Genomic DNA, 15,097 nt, shown 5'->3' on the forward strand with positions numbered 1-15,097 from the left:
ATGACAACAGTTATTCAGGACGTGAAGTTGCTAAATGAAAAAGGAGAATTAGTAATTTCTACTATTGTAATAGAGAATGGCAAAATCGCTTCAATTAATGGAAATATACCATCTAATGCAACAATTATAGACGGAAAAGGTCTTTTTGCATCACCAGGTTTTGTAGACGTACATACACATTTACGTGAACCGGGATTTGAACATAAAGAAACGATAGCAACAGGTACAGCTTCAGCAGCAAAGGGAGGCTTTACAACAATTTGTGCCATGCCAAATACAAAGCCTGTACCAGATTCTGTTGAAAATATGCAACTGATTAATAATTTAATTCAAGACAGTGCAATCATTCGTGTATTGCCATATGGATCACTAACTAAGGATATTTCAGGAGAAGTTCGAACTGACATGGAAGAGTTAAAAGCACATGGCGCAGTTGCATTCTCTGACGATGGTGTTGGTATTCAGCTCGCTTCTACAATGTATGAGCAAATGCAACAAGCAGCAAAACTGGATGCGGTAGTTGTAGCACACTGTGAAGATAACTCACTTATTTACGATGGTGTTATGCACGAAGGAAAACGAAATAAAGAGCTTGGCTTACCTGGCATTCCGTCAATTTGTGAATCTGTTCAAATTGCACGTGATGTACTACTTGCTGAAGCAGCAGGTGCGCGCTACCATGTATGCCACGTATCGACGAAAGAATCTGTACGCGCAGTAAGAGACGCTAAAGCAGCAGGAATTAAAGTGACGGCAGAAGTTTGTCCGCATCATTTATTATTAGAAGAAATGGACATTCCTTCAGATGATGCCAACTGGAAGATGAACCCGCCATTACGTGCTGCAGACGATAAAGATTCACTGCATGCAGCATTACTTGACGGAACGATTGATTGTATCGCAACAGACCATGCCCCACATACAGTAGAAGAAAAATGCTGTGGCATGGTGGGTGCGCCATTCGGAATTGTTGGTTTTGAAACAGCATTCCCATTACTATATACAAACTTTGTAGCAACAGGAAAATGGACATTAAAACAATTAGTAGATTGGATGAGTGTGAAGGCAGCTCAAATTTTTGATCTTCCATACGGAACATTGGAGGTTGGTGCTTCAGCGGATATCGTACTAATCGATTTAGAAAAAGAGCAGACGATTGATGCTGAAGGTTTTGTATCAAAAGGTCGCAATACACCATTTAACGGATGGGCAGCAAAAGGCTGGCCAGTAGCAACGATTTTCGAAGGCAAAATTGTATACCAGGAGGCAGAATAATGAAAAAACGTTTATTAATTTTAGAAGACGGCACTGTATTTACAGGTACGGCATTTGGTAGTGATAAAGCAAGTCAGGGAGAAGTCGTATTTACAACAGGGATGACAGGCTACCAAGAAACATTATCTGATCCATCATTTTATGGTCAAATTGTAACTTTAACATATCCATTAATCGGAAACTACGGCATTAACCGTGATGACTTTGAATCTATTACACCTGCTATCAGAGGATTTGTCGTACGTGAATTGGCAGATCAGCCTTCAAATTGGCGATCTGATATGTCGGTAGATGCTTATTTAACAGCACAGGACATTCCTGGTATTGAAGGAATAGATACTCGTAAATTAACACGAATTATTCGTGAAAAAGGTGCGGTGCGTGCCATCTTAACTGAAGCGGATGCAGAAGTAAATATAGAAGAAACGGTTGCACAACTTCAAGAAACACCATTTATTACGCACCATGTCCGTGAAGTTTCGCCTAAAGCAGCATATCCATCACCAGGTCGTGGTAAACGAGTAGTTTTACTGGATTTCGGAATGAAGCATGGCATATTACGAGAATTGAACAAACGTGATTGCGATGTACTTGTTGTTCCTTATAACACAACGCCTGAGCAAATTTTAGCCTTGCATCCGGACGGGATTATGTTATCAAACGGACCAGGTAACCCGGAAGACGTATCAGAAGGTATTGAAACAATTAAAGGTTTAATCGGAAAAGTGCCAATCTTCGGTATTTGCTTAGGTCACCAATTATTCTCATTAGCATGTGGTGCGCGAAGCTTTAAGTTACCGTTTGGACACCGCGGCGGCAATCATCCAGTAAAAGATTTATGCACAGGTCGTACCGATTTAACGAGCCAAAACCACGGCTATGCTATAGATATCGATTCTTTAAAAGATACAGATTTAGAACTGACACATGTTGCATTAAATGACGGGACTTGTGAAGGTGTACGCCATAAGAAATATCCAATCTTCACTGTGCAATACCATCCGGAAGCTTCACCAGGCCCGGAAGACTCGAATCACTTATTTGATGAATTTATTGAAATGATGGAAAAAGAAGCAGCGAAGGAGAATCAGTATGCCTAAACGTACAGACATAAATACAATTTTAGTAATCGGATCAGGTCCAATTGTTATCGGACAAGCAGCAGAATTTGACTATGCAGGAACACAAGCTTGTCTTTCATTAAAAGAAGAGGGCTATAAAGTAATTTTAATTAACTCAAACCCGGCGACAATTATGACGGATACAGAAATTGCAGATAAAGTATATATCGAGCCAATTTCTTTAGAATTCGTATCTCGTATTTTACGTAAAGAGCGTCCTGATGCGATCCTTTCAACTTTAGGTGGGCAAACAGGGTTAAACATGGCGATTGAACTTGATGAGTCTGGAATTTTAGACGAGTTGGGAATCGAAATTTTAGGGACAAAACTGGATGCCATCCATAAAGCTGAAGACCGTGATTTGTTCCGTAATTTAATGTATGAGCTAGGAGCACCTGTTCCAGAATCAGACATCATCCACAACATGGAAGAAGCAAAAGCTTTCGTTGCAAAAATTGGATACCCAGTAATTGTCCGTCCAGCATTCACACTAGGCGGTACAGGTGGGGGAATTTGTTACAATGACCAGGATTTACAGGAGATTGTAACATCAGGTTTAAAATATTCTCCAGTAACGCAGTGTTTACTTGAAAAGTCAATTGCCGGATTTAAAGAAATTGAGTATGAAGTAATGCGTGATGCTGCAGATAATGCAATCGTTGTTTGTAATATGGAAAACTTCGACCCAGTAGGTATTCATACGGGAGATTCAATCGTAGTAGCACCGACACAAACATTATCGGACCGCGAAAATCAAATGTTGCGTAATATTTCACTGAAAATTATTCGTGCACTAAAAATTGAAGGTGGTTGTAACGTGCAATTAGCGTTAGACCCATATTCATTCCAATACTATGTTATCGAAGTAAACCCACGTGTATCCCGTTCATCTGCACTAGCTTCTAAAGCGACAGGTTATCCAATTGCGAAACTTGCAGCTAAAATTGCAGTAGGCCTTACTTTGGATGAAATCAAAAACCCTGTAACTGGTTCAACATTCGCTTGTTTCGAGCCAGCACTTGACTATATTGTAGCTAAAATTCCACGTTGGCCATTTGATAAGTTCGAGTCTGCAAAACGTAACTTAGGTACACAAATGAAGGCAACTGGTGAAGTTATGGCACTTGGTCGTACATTTGAAGAAGCATTATTAAAAGCAGTCCGTTCATTAGAAACAGGTCATGTACACCTTGAGATGAAACACGCTGAAGATTTGTCGGATTCATGGATTGAAAAGCGTATTAAAAAAGCAGGAGACGAGCGCTTATTCTTCATTGGAGAAGCGATCCGCCGTGGTGTTTCAGTAGAAAAAATCCATGAATGGTCTGCCATTGACTTATTCTTCTTAACAAAATTGAAGAAAATTGTCGATATGGAAACGACTCTTGTCGAAAATAAAATGGATAAAGATGTATTAAGAACAGCGAAGCGTTTAGGATTTGCAGACAAGAAAGTTGCCCAGCTTTGGGAGATGAAAGAGTCAGAGGTATATGCATTCCGAAAAGAAGAAGGCATCATCCCGGTATATAAAATGGTAGATACTTGTGCTGCCGAATTCGAGTCGAACACACCGTACTTTTATGGTACATACGAGGAAGAAAATGAATCAATCCGTACAGACAAACCATCTGTTGTTGTACTTGGTTCAGGTCCAATTCGTATAGGTCAAGGAGTAGAGTTTGACTATGCAACAGTTCACTCGGTATGGGCAATTCAAGAAGCAGGTTACGAAGCGATTATTATCAACTCAAACCCTGAAACGGTATCAACGGACTTCTCGATTTCAGATAAATTATACTTTGAGCCACTGACAATCGAAGACGTTATGCATATTATCGATTTAGAGCAGCCAATTGGCGTTGTTGTCCAGTTCGGTGGTCAAACAGCAATCAATTTGGCAGACAAGCTAGAAGCGAACGGTGTGAAAATTTTAGGTACGACATTGGAAGATATTGACCGTGCCGAAAACCGTAATAAATTTGAAGCAGCCTTACAGGAACTTGGTATTCCACAGCCTGCTGGGGAGACAGCAGTATCGAAGGAAGAAGCGTTAATAATCGGTGAGAAATTAGGCTTCCCAGTATTAGTCCGCCCTTCATATGTCCTTGGTGGACGTGCAATGGAAATTGTCTACAATATGGAAGAACTGGCACACTATATGGAGCATGCGGTAGAGGCATCTCCAGATCACCCGGTGTTAGTTGACCGTTACTTAACAGGTCAGGAAATTGAAGTTGATGCAATCTGTGATGGAGAAAATGTATTGATCCCAGGCATTATGGAACACATTGAGCGTGCAGGGGTACACTCTGGTGACTCCATTTCAGTATATCCACCGCAAAAATTAACAGATGCACAGAAAGAAACATTAGTAGACTATACAACACGTCTTGCAAAAGGTTTGGGGATTGTTGGGTTAATGAATATCCAGTATGTCATGAGTGAAGGGGAGATTTACGTAATCGAAGTAAATCCGCGTTCTTCTCGTACAGTACCATTCTTAAGTAAAATCACAAATATCCCAATGGCAAACATTGCTACAAAAGCAATTCTAGGCCAAACAATCATCGAGCAAGGCTACCCTACAGGATTAGCTTCTGAAAAACGAGGCGTATTCGTGAAAGTACCGGTATTCTCGTTTGCAAAATTACGTCGTGTTGATATCACTTTAGGACCTGAAATGAAATCGACAGGTGAAGTAATGGGGAAAGATGCAACTTTCGAAAAGGCATTATACAAAGGCTTTGTAGCGGCAGGTATGGAAATTAAGACACACGGTACAATCCTATTCACAGTTTCGGATAAAGATAAAGAAGAGGCTGTTACTTTAGCTAAACGCTTTTCAACAGTTGGCTACCGCATTGTAGCGACAGAAGGTACAGCGAAGCTATTTGAAGAAAATGGTGTGAAAACCGATGTCGTTGAAAAAATCGGCGGTAAAGGGAAAACGTTAATCGATATAATTCAAAATGGCGAAGCACAATTAGTTGTTAACACATTAACTAAAGGTAAACAACCGGCACGTGATGGCTTCCGAATTCGCCGTGAGTCAGTGGAAAATGGTGTACCTTGTTTAACATCACTTGATACAGCAGAAGCAATGTTGCGTGTTATTGAATCGATGACATTTACTGCAGAAGAAATGCCGAAAGCGGAGGTAGTACATTAAAATGATTCGTCAAGAGAAAATGACTGTTATTTTGCAAAAGCAAATTGCCACGAATATTTTCGAATTGACACTACAAGGACAACTGGTTCAGGACATGACTCCTGGCCAGTTTGTTCATGTAAAAGTGTCAGATACATTCGAACCGTTGCTGCGTAGACCTATTAGTATCGCAAATGTAGATAAAGAAAAAAATGAGTTTACGATGATTTACCGTGCAGAGGGCCGCGGAACAAAATTCCTTGCAACAAACCGTGAAGGTCAAATCGTGGATGTATTAGGTCCTCTTGGAAATGGCTTCCCAGTTGAAGCAGCGGAACCTGGTCAAACTGCGCTTTTAGTCGGTGGAGGAATTGGTGTCCCGCCACTTCACGAATTATCTAAGCAACTAAATGCTCGCGGAGTGAAAACAATTCACGTTTTAGGGTTCCAATCTGAGGATGTGTGCTTTTATGAGGAGCAATTTAAAGCTCTTGGCGACACGTATTATGCAACTGTTGATGGCACGAAAGGAACGAAGGGCTTTGTCACAACTGTATTTGATGAGGTGAAACCTGAGTTTGATGTATTTTATTCGTGTGGTCCATTACCGATGCTAAGAGCATTGGAAGGTTATTACCCGGACAAAGAGGGCTATTTATCATTTGAAGAACGTATGGGTTGCGGTATCGGGGCGTGCTTTGCCTGTGTATGTGATACAACGGAAAACTATGTAAAAGATTATGTGAAAGTGTGCTCAGACGGACCAGTATTCCCGAAAGGAGTTGTGGCATTATGAGTCGATTAAATTTACAACTTCCAGGATTAGAACTAAAAAATCCAATTATGCCTGCTTCAGGTTGCTTCGGCTTTGGTCGCGAATATGCAAAACTTTATGATCTTTCACTTCTTGGTGCAATTATGATTAAAGCAACAACTGTAGAAACACGTAAAGGAAATCCAACGCCACGTGTAGCAGAAACCTCTGCGGGGATGTTAAATGCGATTGGGCTGCAAAACCCGGGTATCGACAAGGTAATGGGAGAAGAACTTAAGTTTTTAGAAAACTATAATGTTCCAATCATTGCAAATGTAGCGGGTACTGAAGTTGCAGACTATGTAGAAGTCGCAGAACGTATTTCGAAAGCATCCAATGTAAAAGCGTTGGAATTAAACATATCATGTCCGAATGTTAAATGTGGGGGTATTCAGTTCGGAACAGATCCTAGTACTGCGCAACAATTAACTGCTGCTGTTAAGGCGGTTTCGAGTGTGCCGGTTTATGTAAAATTATCGCCAAATGTAACGAATATTGTCGAAATCGCAAAAGCTGTTGAGGCAGGTGGGGCGGATGGCATTACAATGATTAATACACTAGTTGGTATGCGTTTAGATGAGCGAACAGGTAAACCAGTTATTGCAAATGGAACAGGTGGATTATCCGGTCCGGCAATTAAACCAGTTGCTATTCGTATGGTATATGATGTTTATAAAGCGGTAAATATTCCGATTATCGGTATGGGTGGCATAACATGTGCGCAAGATGTCATTGATTTTATGTCGGCAGGTGCATCAGCCGTTGCAGTTGGTACTGCAAACTTTGTCGATCATTTCGTATGTCCTACGATTATTGAAGAATTACCAGGCTTGCTAGATGTATTGCAGGTTGAACATATATCAGAAATTATCGGAAGGAGCCACCGTTAATATGAACACAAAACCTATTATTGCATTGGATTTTCCGAGTGAAAAGGATGTAATGGGCTTTTTAGCGCAGTTTGAAGAAAAGCTTTTCGTTAAGATTGGAATGGAGCTTTATATGCAGGAAGGTCCCCGTATCGTTCATCAAGTAAAAAGTGATGGGCATGATATCTTTTTGGATTTAAAGCTTCACGACATACCTAATACTGTCAAATCGGCTATGAAGGGCTTAGCACGTCTTGGTGTGGACTTGGTGAATGTTCATGCTGCAGGCGGGTGTGCAATGATGGAAGGTGCTTTGGAAGGTTTAGAAGCGGGAACAGTAGCAGGAGGAAAACGCGCTGCACTCATTGCAGTGACCCAACTAACATCAACGACAGAACTGCAAATGCAAAATGAACAAAAAATCGGTTTATCGCTTCAAGAGTCGGTTTTACATTATGCTCAGTTATCGAAACAAGCTGGCCTTAACGGAGTAGTATGCTCAGTTCATGAAGCACACGCAATCCGTGAAGCTTGCGGCGAAGACTTTTTACGGGTGACCCCAGGTATTCGTATGCTTGGCGGCGAAGCGCATGATCAAAAACGAATTGCTACACCAGATGGAGCAAAAAAAGACGGCTCATCGCTTATCGTAGTTGGCCGTGCAATAACAGGTGCAGACAATCCTGTTATTGCCTATAAAAAAGTTTGTGAACTATGGGAGGAAAAATAATATGTCATTACAAAACGAAATCGCACACGCAATGTTAAAGGTAGGAGCAGTTGAACTGAATCCGACAGATTTATTTACATGGGCTTCCGGTATTAAATCACCCATATATTGTGATACACGTTTAACAATTTCCGATCCAACTATTCGTAAACAAATTGCAAATGGCCTAGCAACGCTAATTAAAGAAAATTTTGCAGACTGTGATGTTGTAGCAGGTACAGCAACAGCAGGTATTCCACATGCTGCATGGGTTTCAGATATCTTAGAATTGCCGATGGTTTACGTACGTTCAAAGGCAAAGGAACATGGCCGTGGAAAACAAATTGAAGGGAAATATGCTAAAGGTCAAAAGGTTGTTGTAGTAGAGGATATCGTTTCGACGGGTGGCTCATCAATTACCGCGGTAGAGGCGTTAAGAGCGGCAGGCTGTGAAGTTTTAGGTGTTGTTTGTGTATATACATATAATTTACCGAAAGCTGAGCAGGCATTTGAAGCGGCAAATGTAAAATATACTTCTTTAACTAATTTTGACTTTTTAGTGGATGCGGCTAAAGAATCAGGAAATATTCAAGAAACAGAGATTCCATTCTTGAAAAATTGGCATAAAGACTTAAAAGACGGAAAATTAAAATAAAAAAATATTATAAAATTTCAAAAACGTGTGAAAGTAAAAAAAAATTACTTTACACGTTTTTATTATAGTTATATAATCCAGTTATGAAAATTTTCAGTTTTTTTAAAAGTGAAGTTTAATAGATAGTTGTCATATTAAACTTTTTTGATTGATTTGTTCTGTTTGTTTTATGTAAAAAAGATATAAATATAGTCATAAACGCAATTTATTATAAAAAATTAATGGAAAATTTTAATTTTAAAGAATAGTTTGCTATTGATAAATTTTAAATGTTAAATTAGAATAGTTAGAAAGTTTAATAATTAACATAAAATTTTATGTCTTAACAAATTTGACAAAAAACCAACAAATTATTAACACTTAAAGAAATCTGATTATTTTAAAAGTTTTAATTCTTTCAACAGGGGTATATTACACGTTTGGGAAAATTTAAAGCTGGATCAACAATCAGGAAATTGGACTAAGTGCGCGGATGAAAAATTGTTCAAAAGTATTGTACGAACTACTGACATCCAGGAAAAATGTACTGCGGTTCTCAAGTGAAGATGCAATTACGCTAGAGCGTACTTGATTATAGGATGAGCTTAGCTGAGTTGAAAGAATGTTTATGTAGAAAGGAGCGATTATTTAATGTCTACTAATACGAACGAATTATTAGAAATCCGAAATTTACGTACGAGTTTCCGTATTAAAGATACATACTACCCAGCTGTAGACAATGTTTCATTAACGCTTCGTAAAAATGAGATTTTAGCAATTGTAGGAGAATCAGGTTGTGGGAAGAGTACATTAGCAACTTCAATCGTTGGATTACATAATTCAAATAATACAAAAGTTGAAGGTGAAATTCTTTATAACAATCAAAATCTAGTAAATTTAACGGATAACCAATTTAACAAACTGCGAGGTAACGATATTGGATTTATATTCCAAGATCCACTATCGGCATTGAATCCGTTAATGCGTATTGGAGATCAGATTGAGGAAGGTTTAGTTTATCATACTAAATTAAACAAACAGGAACGTGAAAGCCGCGTATTGGAATTATTGGATCAAGTGGGGATTCCAAACGTTCAGCGTGTTGCTAAACAATTTCCTCACCAATTATCGGGTGGTATGCGTCAACGTGTAATGATCGCGATCGCATTATCAGGAAAGCCGGCAATTATAATTGCTGACGAACCGACAACAGCACTGGATGTAACAATTCAAGCTCAAATATTGGACTTGTTAAAATCGCTTCAAGATGAAATTCAATCAGGCATTATTCTAATTACACATGACTTGGGTGTTGTTGCTGAAGTGGCAGATCGTGTAGCAGTAATGTATGCAGGTGAAGTTATTGAAGAAGCACCGGTTATAGAGTTATTTAGAAATCCAAAGCACCCTTATACAAGATCATTACTGAAATCAATTCCTCAAACGAATAGTGAGAGTGAACAATTGGAAGTAATACAAGGGATGGTACCTTCTCTTATGAAGCTGCCGCGTAAAGGCTGTCGTTTCTCATCACGTATCCCGTGGATTCCGCAATCAGCACACGAAGAAAACCCAGAGCTTCATGAAGTTGCTCCAGGCCATCTTGTTCGCTGTACTTGCTGGAAGGAATTCCATTTTGAGGATGAGGAAGGGAGCGTAAATCAATGAGTTTTATGCAAGTAGAAGATTTAAAAGTTCACTATCCTATCCGAGGTGGATTTTTTAACACAGTAGTTGACCATGTTTATGCAGTAGATGGTGTAACAATGGAATTTGAACGTGGAAAAACTTACGGTCTTGTAGGAGAATCTGGGTCAGGGAAGTCAACGACTGGTAAAGCAATAATTGGGTTGGAGAAAATTACATCAGGACGCATTATTTATGAAGGTGAAGATGTAACAAATGCGCGTCGTAAACGTGATTCAGCATATAACCGGGATATTCAAATGATTTTCCAGGATTCACACTCCAGTATGAATCCAAGAAAGCGTGTTTTGGATATTTTAGCAGAACCAATTCGCAACTTCTTGAAATTGTCACCGCAAGAAGAACGTAAACGTATTAATGAGCTTCTTGCAATCGTAGGGATGTCAGAAGATGTTCTACTAAAATATCCGCATGAATTCTCAGGCGGTCAAAAGCAGCGATTAGGGATTGCCCGAGCAGTAGCATGTAACCCTAAAATGATTATTGCGGATGAGCCAGTATCAGCACTTGATTTATCTGTTCAAGCACAAGTTTTAAACTTTATGAAGGACATTCAAGAGCAATATGGAATAAGTTATTTATTCATCTCGCATGATTTAGGGGTAGTTCGTCATATGTGTGATAACATCTCAATTATGTATAAAGGTAGATTTGTAGAGACAGGAAAGCGTGAAGATATATATACAAATCCAAAGCATATCTATACGAACCGACTACTTTCTGCTATTCCTGATATAGAGCCGGAAACGAGAATTGAGCGAAAGCTTGAACGTCAAAAAGTTGAAGCAGCATACCGTGAAGAACAGCATAAATATTATGATGAGGATGGAAAAGTATATCCTTTAAAATCGATTTCAGACACACATAAAGTGGCCATGTCTGCAGATGAAAAGGAGAGTGTATAGTATGTGGAAAACGATAGTTCGCCGTGTATTAATAATGATTCCGCAGCTATTTGTTTTAAGTCTCCTAATTTTTATATTAGCGAAACAAATGCCGGGAGATCCTTTTACAGGCTTAATTACACCGGAAACTGATCCAAACGTAATTGAGGAATTACGAATTAAAGCCGGATTCTATGACCCGTGGTATGTTCAGTACTATAACTGGATTGCCAATGCCGCACAAGGTGACTTTGGACAAAGTTATACGTATAAAAAACCGGTTGCCGATATTATCGGAGCTCGTGGAATGAATACTTTATTACTTTCATTATTAAGTGTGATTTTAGTATATTTAATTGCCATTCCACTAGGGGTGCTTGCAGGTCGTTATCAAGAGTCATTTTTGGATAAATCTATCGTCCTATATAGCTTTATCTCTTATGCTATCCCGACGTTTGTATTATCGCTGATTTTCGTATACGTATTTGGGTACAGGCTCATGTGGTTTCCAACAAGTGGTACGGTAGATATATCTCTCGATGCAGGGACATGGGAGTATTATTGGAGCCGTTTCTACCACCTGCTGTTACCAGCTATAACATATGCGCTGTTAGGGACAACAGGGATAATTCAATATTTACGTACAGAGATTATTGATGCAAAGACGATGGATTATGTGAAAACAGCGCGCAGTAAAGGAATTCCGATGAAGAAAGTATATTCTCGACATATCTTCCGGAACTCACTATTACCAATCGCAGCATTTTTAGGATTCACAATTACCGGATTACTTAGCGGATCAATTTTTATTGAAACGGTATTCGGATATCAAGGTATGGGTAAATTATTTATCGATTCAATTTTAAGTCGTGACTACAGTGTTATTACAGCACTAGTTATGTTATTTGGCTTCTTAGCATTATTAGGTAGTCTATTGTCCGACATTATTTTAAGTATTGTTGACCCGCGCATTCGCATAGACTAATCAAATTAATAATGACTAAGGAGAGGTGATTTTAATCATGGAAAATAATGATGCACAGACTGTAGATAAGTTAGAATCTCAAAGCTCTCCGCCAACTGGTATTCAAGTTATTTTGCGGGAGTTTAAAAAAGATAAATTAGCAATGTTCTCTTTAATAGGGGTTATTTTATTAATGGTTACAGTTATGGTATTAGCAATTGTAATCGACCAAGCTAAAATCATGAATATTCAATTATTGGAGCGCTTTACTGAACCGGGGGTAAGAGGTTATATTCTTGGTGCCGATGAAGCTGGTCGAGATATGTTCGGTCAGCTGATCATAGGTGCAAAAAACTCGATTTTAATTGCAATCGCTATTACGGTTCTAGCCAATGTTGTAGGTATTGCTTTAGGGATTATCATGGGGTACTACGGTGGATTTATCGATAACTTCTTCATGCGTATTATCGACTTTTTCATCACTCTACCAACTCTTATGATTGTCATTGTAGTTATAACAATCATTCCATCATACGGAATAATGGATTTAATTTTAATTCTTGCAGCATTTCAATGGATGTCGACGGCCAGACTTGTGCGCTCAAAAGCACTATCTGAAGCACGTCGCGATTACATTAGTGCCTCTAAAACAATGGGTACTAGCGATTTCGCGATTATGTTTAAAGGTTTACTACCAAACTTAAGTTCGCTGTTAATTGTTGAAGTGACATTAAGCTTTGCAGGCAACGTAGGGATCGAAACAGGTCTTTCGTTCTTAGGTTTCGGTTTACCACCGTCAACACCAAGTCTAGGTACTTTAGTAAGTTATGCTATGAACCCGATAATCTTATCGAGTAAATGGTGGATATGGTTACCCGCGTCATTATTAATTTTAATTTTGATGCTTGGTATAAATTACGTTGGCCAAGCGCTACGTCGTGCAGCTGACGCAAAACAACGTTTAGGATAAAAAAAAGGGAGGAAAAACAAATGATGAAAAAGAAAGGTCTTATGCTTTCTTCTGTATTTGCTACTGCTTTAGTATTAGCTGCTTGTGGAGGAGACGATACAGAAACAGCAACTGAAAAACCAGTTGACAAGAAGGAAGATACAACAACAGAGGAAAATAAAAATGACGGTGCTACTACTGCTGAATCACCTACATTACCAGAAGAAGTAACAAACGATGGTGAAGCGATTCAAGGTGGTACTTTAAAGTTCGCTTTAGTTACAGACTCTCCATTCTCAGGGGTTTTATTAGCTGAATTATATGAAAATGGTTATGACGCTGACATTATGGACTTTATGACAAACTCAATTTTTGCTACAGATGGTGACTTCTTAATTACTGACGAAGGTATCGCAAAATTAGACGTTGATGCTGATAACAATAAAGTTACAATTACAATTCAACATGATGTTAAGTGGTCTGATGGTACACCATTAACTGCTGATGACATTATTTATTCATATGAAATTATTGGTCACCCAGATTATACAGGAATTCGTTATGATGCGGACTTCCAAAACATTATCGGGGCTGCGGAATATAAATCTGGTAAAGCTGATACAATTTCAGGGATTAAAAAGATTGATGACAAAACTGTAGAGATTTCGATGACAAAAGTTTCACCAGCGATCTACTCTGGTGGTGACGGTTTATGGAGTACTGCAGCGCCTAAACATTACTTAGAAACAACACCAATCAAAGATTTAATTTCTTCACCACAAGTTCGTAAAGCTCCAGTAACTTTAGGTGCTTTCAAATTAGACAAATTAATCGACGGTGAATCTGTTCAATTCGTAGCCAACGAGCACTACTGGAAAGGTAAACCGAAATTAGATAAAGTTGTATTACAAGTAGTACCTTCAGCTTCTATCGGTGAAGCATTACGTACTGGTCAATATGATATGGCATCATCTTATCCGACTAACCAGTACGACGGTGTAAAAGATTTAGAAAACTTAACAGTATTAGCTCGCCCAGAGTTAGCATACTCTTATATTGGTTTCAAACTTGGTAAATGGGATGCGGCTGCAGGTGATGCAGGCTTAAACATTATGGATGAAAATGCGAAAATGAACGACGCTAAATTACGTCAAGCTGTTGCTTATGCAATGGATATTGAGCAAGTTGGAGAGCGCTTCTACCAAGGCTTACGTTCTCGTGCAACATCATTAATTCCACCAGCATTCGCATCATTCCATGATAACAGCTTAGAAGGATACAATTATGATCCAGAAAAAGCAAAAGCATTATTGGACGAAGCAGGTTATAAAGATGTTGATGGCGATGGTATCCGTGAAGATAAAAACGGTGAGAAATTTGCAATCCGTTTAGCGGGTATGTCAGGTTCAGATACTGACGAAGCAATCGTAGAGTACTACCGTCAAAACTGGAAAGATGTAGGTTTAGATGTACAGTTAACTACTGGCCGCCTAATCGAGTTCAACAGCTTCTATGATAAAGTAAAAGCGGATGATCCGGAAATTGATATGTTCATGGCAGCTTGGGGTACAGGTACAAACCCATCACCACTTGGTTTATACGGTGAAGGTTCGGCATTCAACTACAGCCGTTTCGTAACTCCTGAATTACAAACATTATTAGCTGATATCGACTCTAAAGAGGCGATTGATTCAGGTTACCGTGCTGATGCATTCCGTAAATGGGAAGAGTACATGTTCGAGCAAGCATCAACAGTTCCAATGTACTTCCGTACAGAAATTATCCCAGTTAACAAACGTGTAAAACACTATAATGTTAACTATGCAAATGATTCAATGGATAATTTACATTTACTTGAAGTAACAGCTGAAGACCCAATTAAATAAGCTTTAGCATAAAAGAACCGCTTAGAGAATTTTCTAAGCGGTTTTTTGTATTTCAGAAGGATTCCTATAATTTCATAAAAAATAGACGGAGTAATTCCGTCTATTTAAAAAGGAATCTAAAAATGAGTTAAAATAAA

12 protein-coding genes are annotated in these 15,097 nt (G+C 38.9%); all 12 read left to right on the forward strand.

Features of this window, described 5'->3' with window-relative positions:
• The 12 genes from MKY13_RS04280 (at position 1) to MKY13_RS04335 (ending at position 14,960) form a co-directional block, all read left to right on the forward strand.
• On the forward strand, positions 1-1,275 hold the full coding sequence (locus MKY13_RS04280) for a dihydroorotase (protein WP_191698472.1): 1,275 nt from the start codon (positions 1-3) through the stop codon (positions 1,273-1,275).
• Positions 1,275-2,375 carry a carbamoyl phosphate synthase small subunit gene (locus MKY13_RS04285; RefSeq protein WP_339215446.1) on the forward strand — a complete coding sequence of 367 codons (1,101 nt, stop codon included), beginning with the start codon at positions 1,275-1,277 and terminating at the stop codon, positions 2,373-2,375. The genes MKY13_RS04280 and MKY13_RS04285 overlap by 1 nt, the downstream gene beginning before the upstream one ends.
• Positions 2,368-5,565, forward strand: coding sequence for a carbamoyl-phosphate synthase large subunit (carB, locus tag MKY13_RS04290; protein ID WP_339215447.1), 3,198 nt, complete (start codon positions 2,368-2,370; stop codon positions 5,563-5,565). Before MKY13_RS04285 ends, carB begins: the two co-directional genes overlap by 8 nt.
• 1 nt (position 5,566) lies before the next feature.
• Entirely contained in the window at positions 5,567-6,340 is a 774-nt protein-coding gene (locus MKY13_RS04295; RefSeq protein ID WP_191698469.1) for a dihydroorotate dehydrogenase electron transfer subunit, read from the forward strand.
• Complete coding sequence (locus MKY13_RS04300) at positions 6,337-7,248, forward strand: dihydroorotate dehydrogenase (RefSeq protein WP_191698468.1); 912 nt, start codon at positions 6,337-6,339, stop codon at positions 7,246-7,248. The genes MKY13_RS04295 and MKY13_RS04300 overlap by 4 nt, the downstream gene beginning before the upstream one ends.
• Position 7,249: 1 nt before the next feature.
• Positions 7,250-7,957 (forward strand): orotidine-5'-phosphate decarboxylase, encoded by a 708-nt coding sequence (pyrF, locus tag MKY13_RS04305; protein WP_191698467.1) that lies wholly within the window; start codon positions 7,250-7,252, stop codon positions 7,955-7,957.
• Between the two features lies 1 nt (position 7,958).
• Entirely contained in the window at positions 7,959-8,591 is a 633-nt protein-coding gene (gene pyrE, locus MKY13_RS04310; protein WP_191698466.1) for an orotate phosphoribosyltransferase, read from the forward strand.
• 630 nt (positions 8,592-9,221) lie between these two features.
• Positions 9,222-10,238, forward strand: coding sequence for an ABC transporter ATP-binding protein (locus MKY13_RS04315; RefSeq protein ID WP_191698465.1), 1,017 nt, complete (start codon positions 9,222-9,224; stop codon positions 10,236-10,238).
• Positions 10,235-11,182 carry an ATP-binding cassette domain-containing protein gene (locus MKY13_RS04320; protein WP_191698464.1) on the forward strand — a complete coding sequence of 316 codons (948 nt, stop codon included), beginning with the start codon at positions 10,235-10,237 and terminating at the stop codon, positions 11,180-11,182. The genes MKY13_RS04315 and MKY13_RS04320 overlap by 4 nt, the downstream gene beginning before the upstream one ends.
• 1 nt (position 11,183) lies before the next feature.
• Positions 11,184-12,146, forward strand: coding sequence for an oligopeptide ABC transporter permease (gene opp4B, locus MKY13_RS04325; protein ID WP_191698463.1), 963 nt, complete (start codon positions 11,184-11,186; stop codon positions 12,144-12,146).
• A 37-nt stretch (positions 12,147-12,183) separates the two neighbouring features.
• Positions 12,184-13,095 (forward strand): ABC transporter permease, encoded by a 912-nt coding sequence (locus MKY13_RS04330; protein ID WP_191698462.1) that lies wholly within the window; start codon positions 12,184-12,186, stop codon positions 13,093-13,095.
• A gap of 20 nt (positions 13,096-13,115) precedes the next feature.
• Positions 13,116-14,960, forward strand: coding sequence for an oligopeptide ABC transporter substrate-binding protein (locus MKY13_RS04335; RefSeq protein ID WP_191698461.1), 1,845 nt, complete (start codon positions 13,116-13,118; stop codon positions 14,958-14,960).
• The last annotated feature ends 137 nt before the right edge of the window (positions 14,961-15,097 follow it).

This window comes from Solibacillus sp. FSL W8-0372 (assembly GCF_037969735.1).
GTDB lineage: Bacteria > Bacillota > Bacilli > Bacillales_A > Planococcaceae > Solibacillus > Solibacillus faecavium.

What these genes read in the sequence shown, in the direction of transcription:
- carB (WP_339215447.1), top strand. Translation starts at nt 2,368, where the DNA reads ATGCCTAAACGTACAGACATAAATACAATTTTAGTAATCGGATCAGGT.
- opp4B (WP_191698463.1), top strand. Translation starts at nt 11,184, where the DNA reads ATGTGGAAAACGATAGTTCGCCGTGTATTAATAATGATTCCGCAGCTA.
- MKY13_RS04320 (WP_191698464.1), top strand. Translation starts at nt 10,235, where the DNA reads ATGAGTTTTATGCAAGTAGAAGATTTAAAAGTTCACTATCCTATCCGA.
- MKY13_RS04300 (WP_191698468.1), top strand. Translation starts at nt 6,337, where the DNA reads ATGAGTCGATTAAATTTACAACTTCCAGGATTAGAACTAAAAAATCCA.
- MKY13_RS04330 (WP_191698462.1), top strand. Translation starts at nt 12,184, where the DNA reads ATGGAAAATAATGATGCACAGACTGTAGATAAGTTAGAATCTCAAAGC.
- pyrF (WP_191698467.1), top strand. Translation starts at nt 7,250, where the DNA reads ATGAACACAAAACCTATTATTGCATTGGATTTTCCGAGTGAAAAGGAT.
- MKY13_RS04295 (WP_191698469.1), top strand. Translation starts at nt 5,567, where the DNA reads ATGATTCGTCAAGAGAAAATGACTGTTATTTTGCAAAAGCAAATTGCC.
- MKY13_RS04335 (WP_191698461.1), top strand. Translation starts at nt 13,116, where the DNA reads ATGATGAAAAAGAAAGGTCTTATGCTTTCTTCTGTATTTGCTACTGCT.
- MKY13_RS04285 (WP_339215446.1), top strand. Translation starts at nt 1,275, where the DNA reads ATGAAAAAACGTTTATTAATTTTAGAAGACGGCACTGTATTTACAGGT.
- MKY13_RS04315 (WP_191698465.1), top strand. Translation starts at nt 9,222, where the DNA reads ATGTCTACTAATACGAACGAATTATTAGAAATCCGAAATTTACGTACG.
- pyrE (WP_191698466.1), top strand. Translation starts at nt 7,959, where the DNA reads ATGTCATTACAAAACGAAATCGCACACGCAATGTTAAAGGTAGGAGCA.
- MKY13_RS04280 (WP_191698472.1), top strand. Translation starts at nt 1, where the DNA reads ATGACAACAGTTATTCAGGACGTGAAGTTGCTAAATGAAAAAGGAGAA.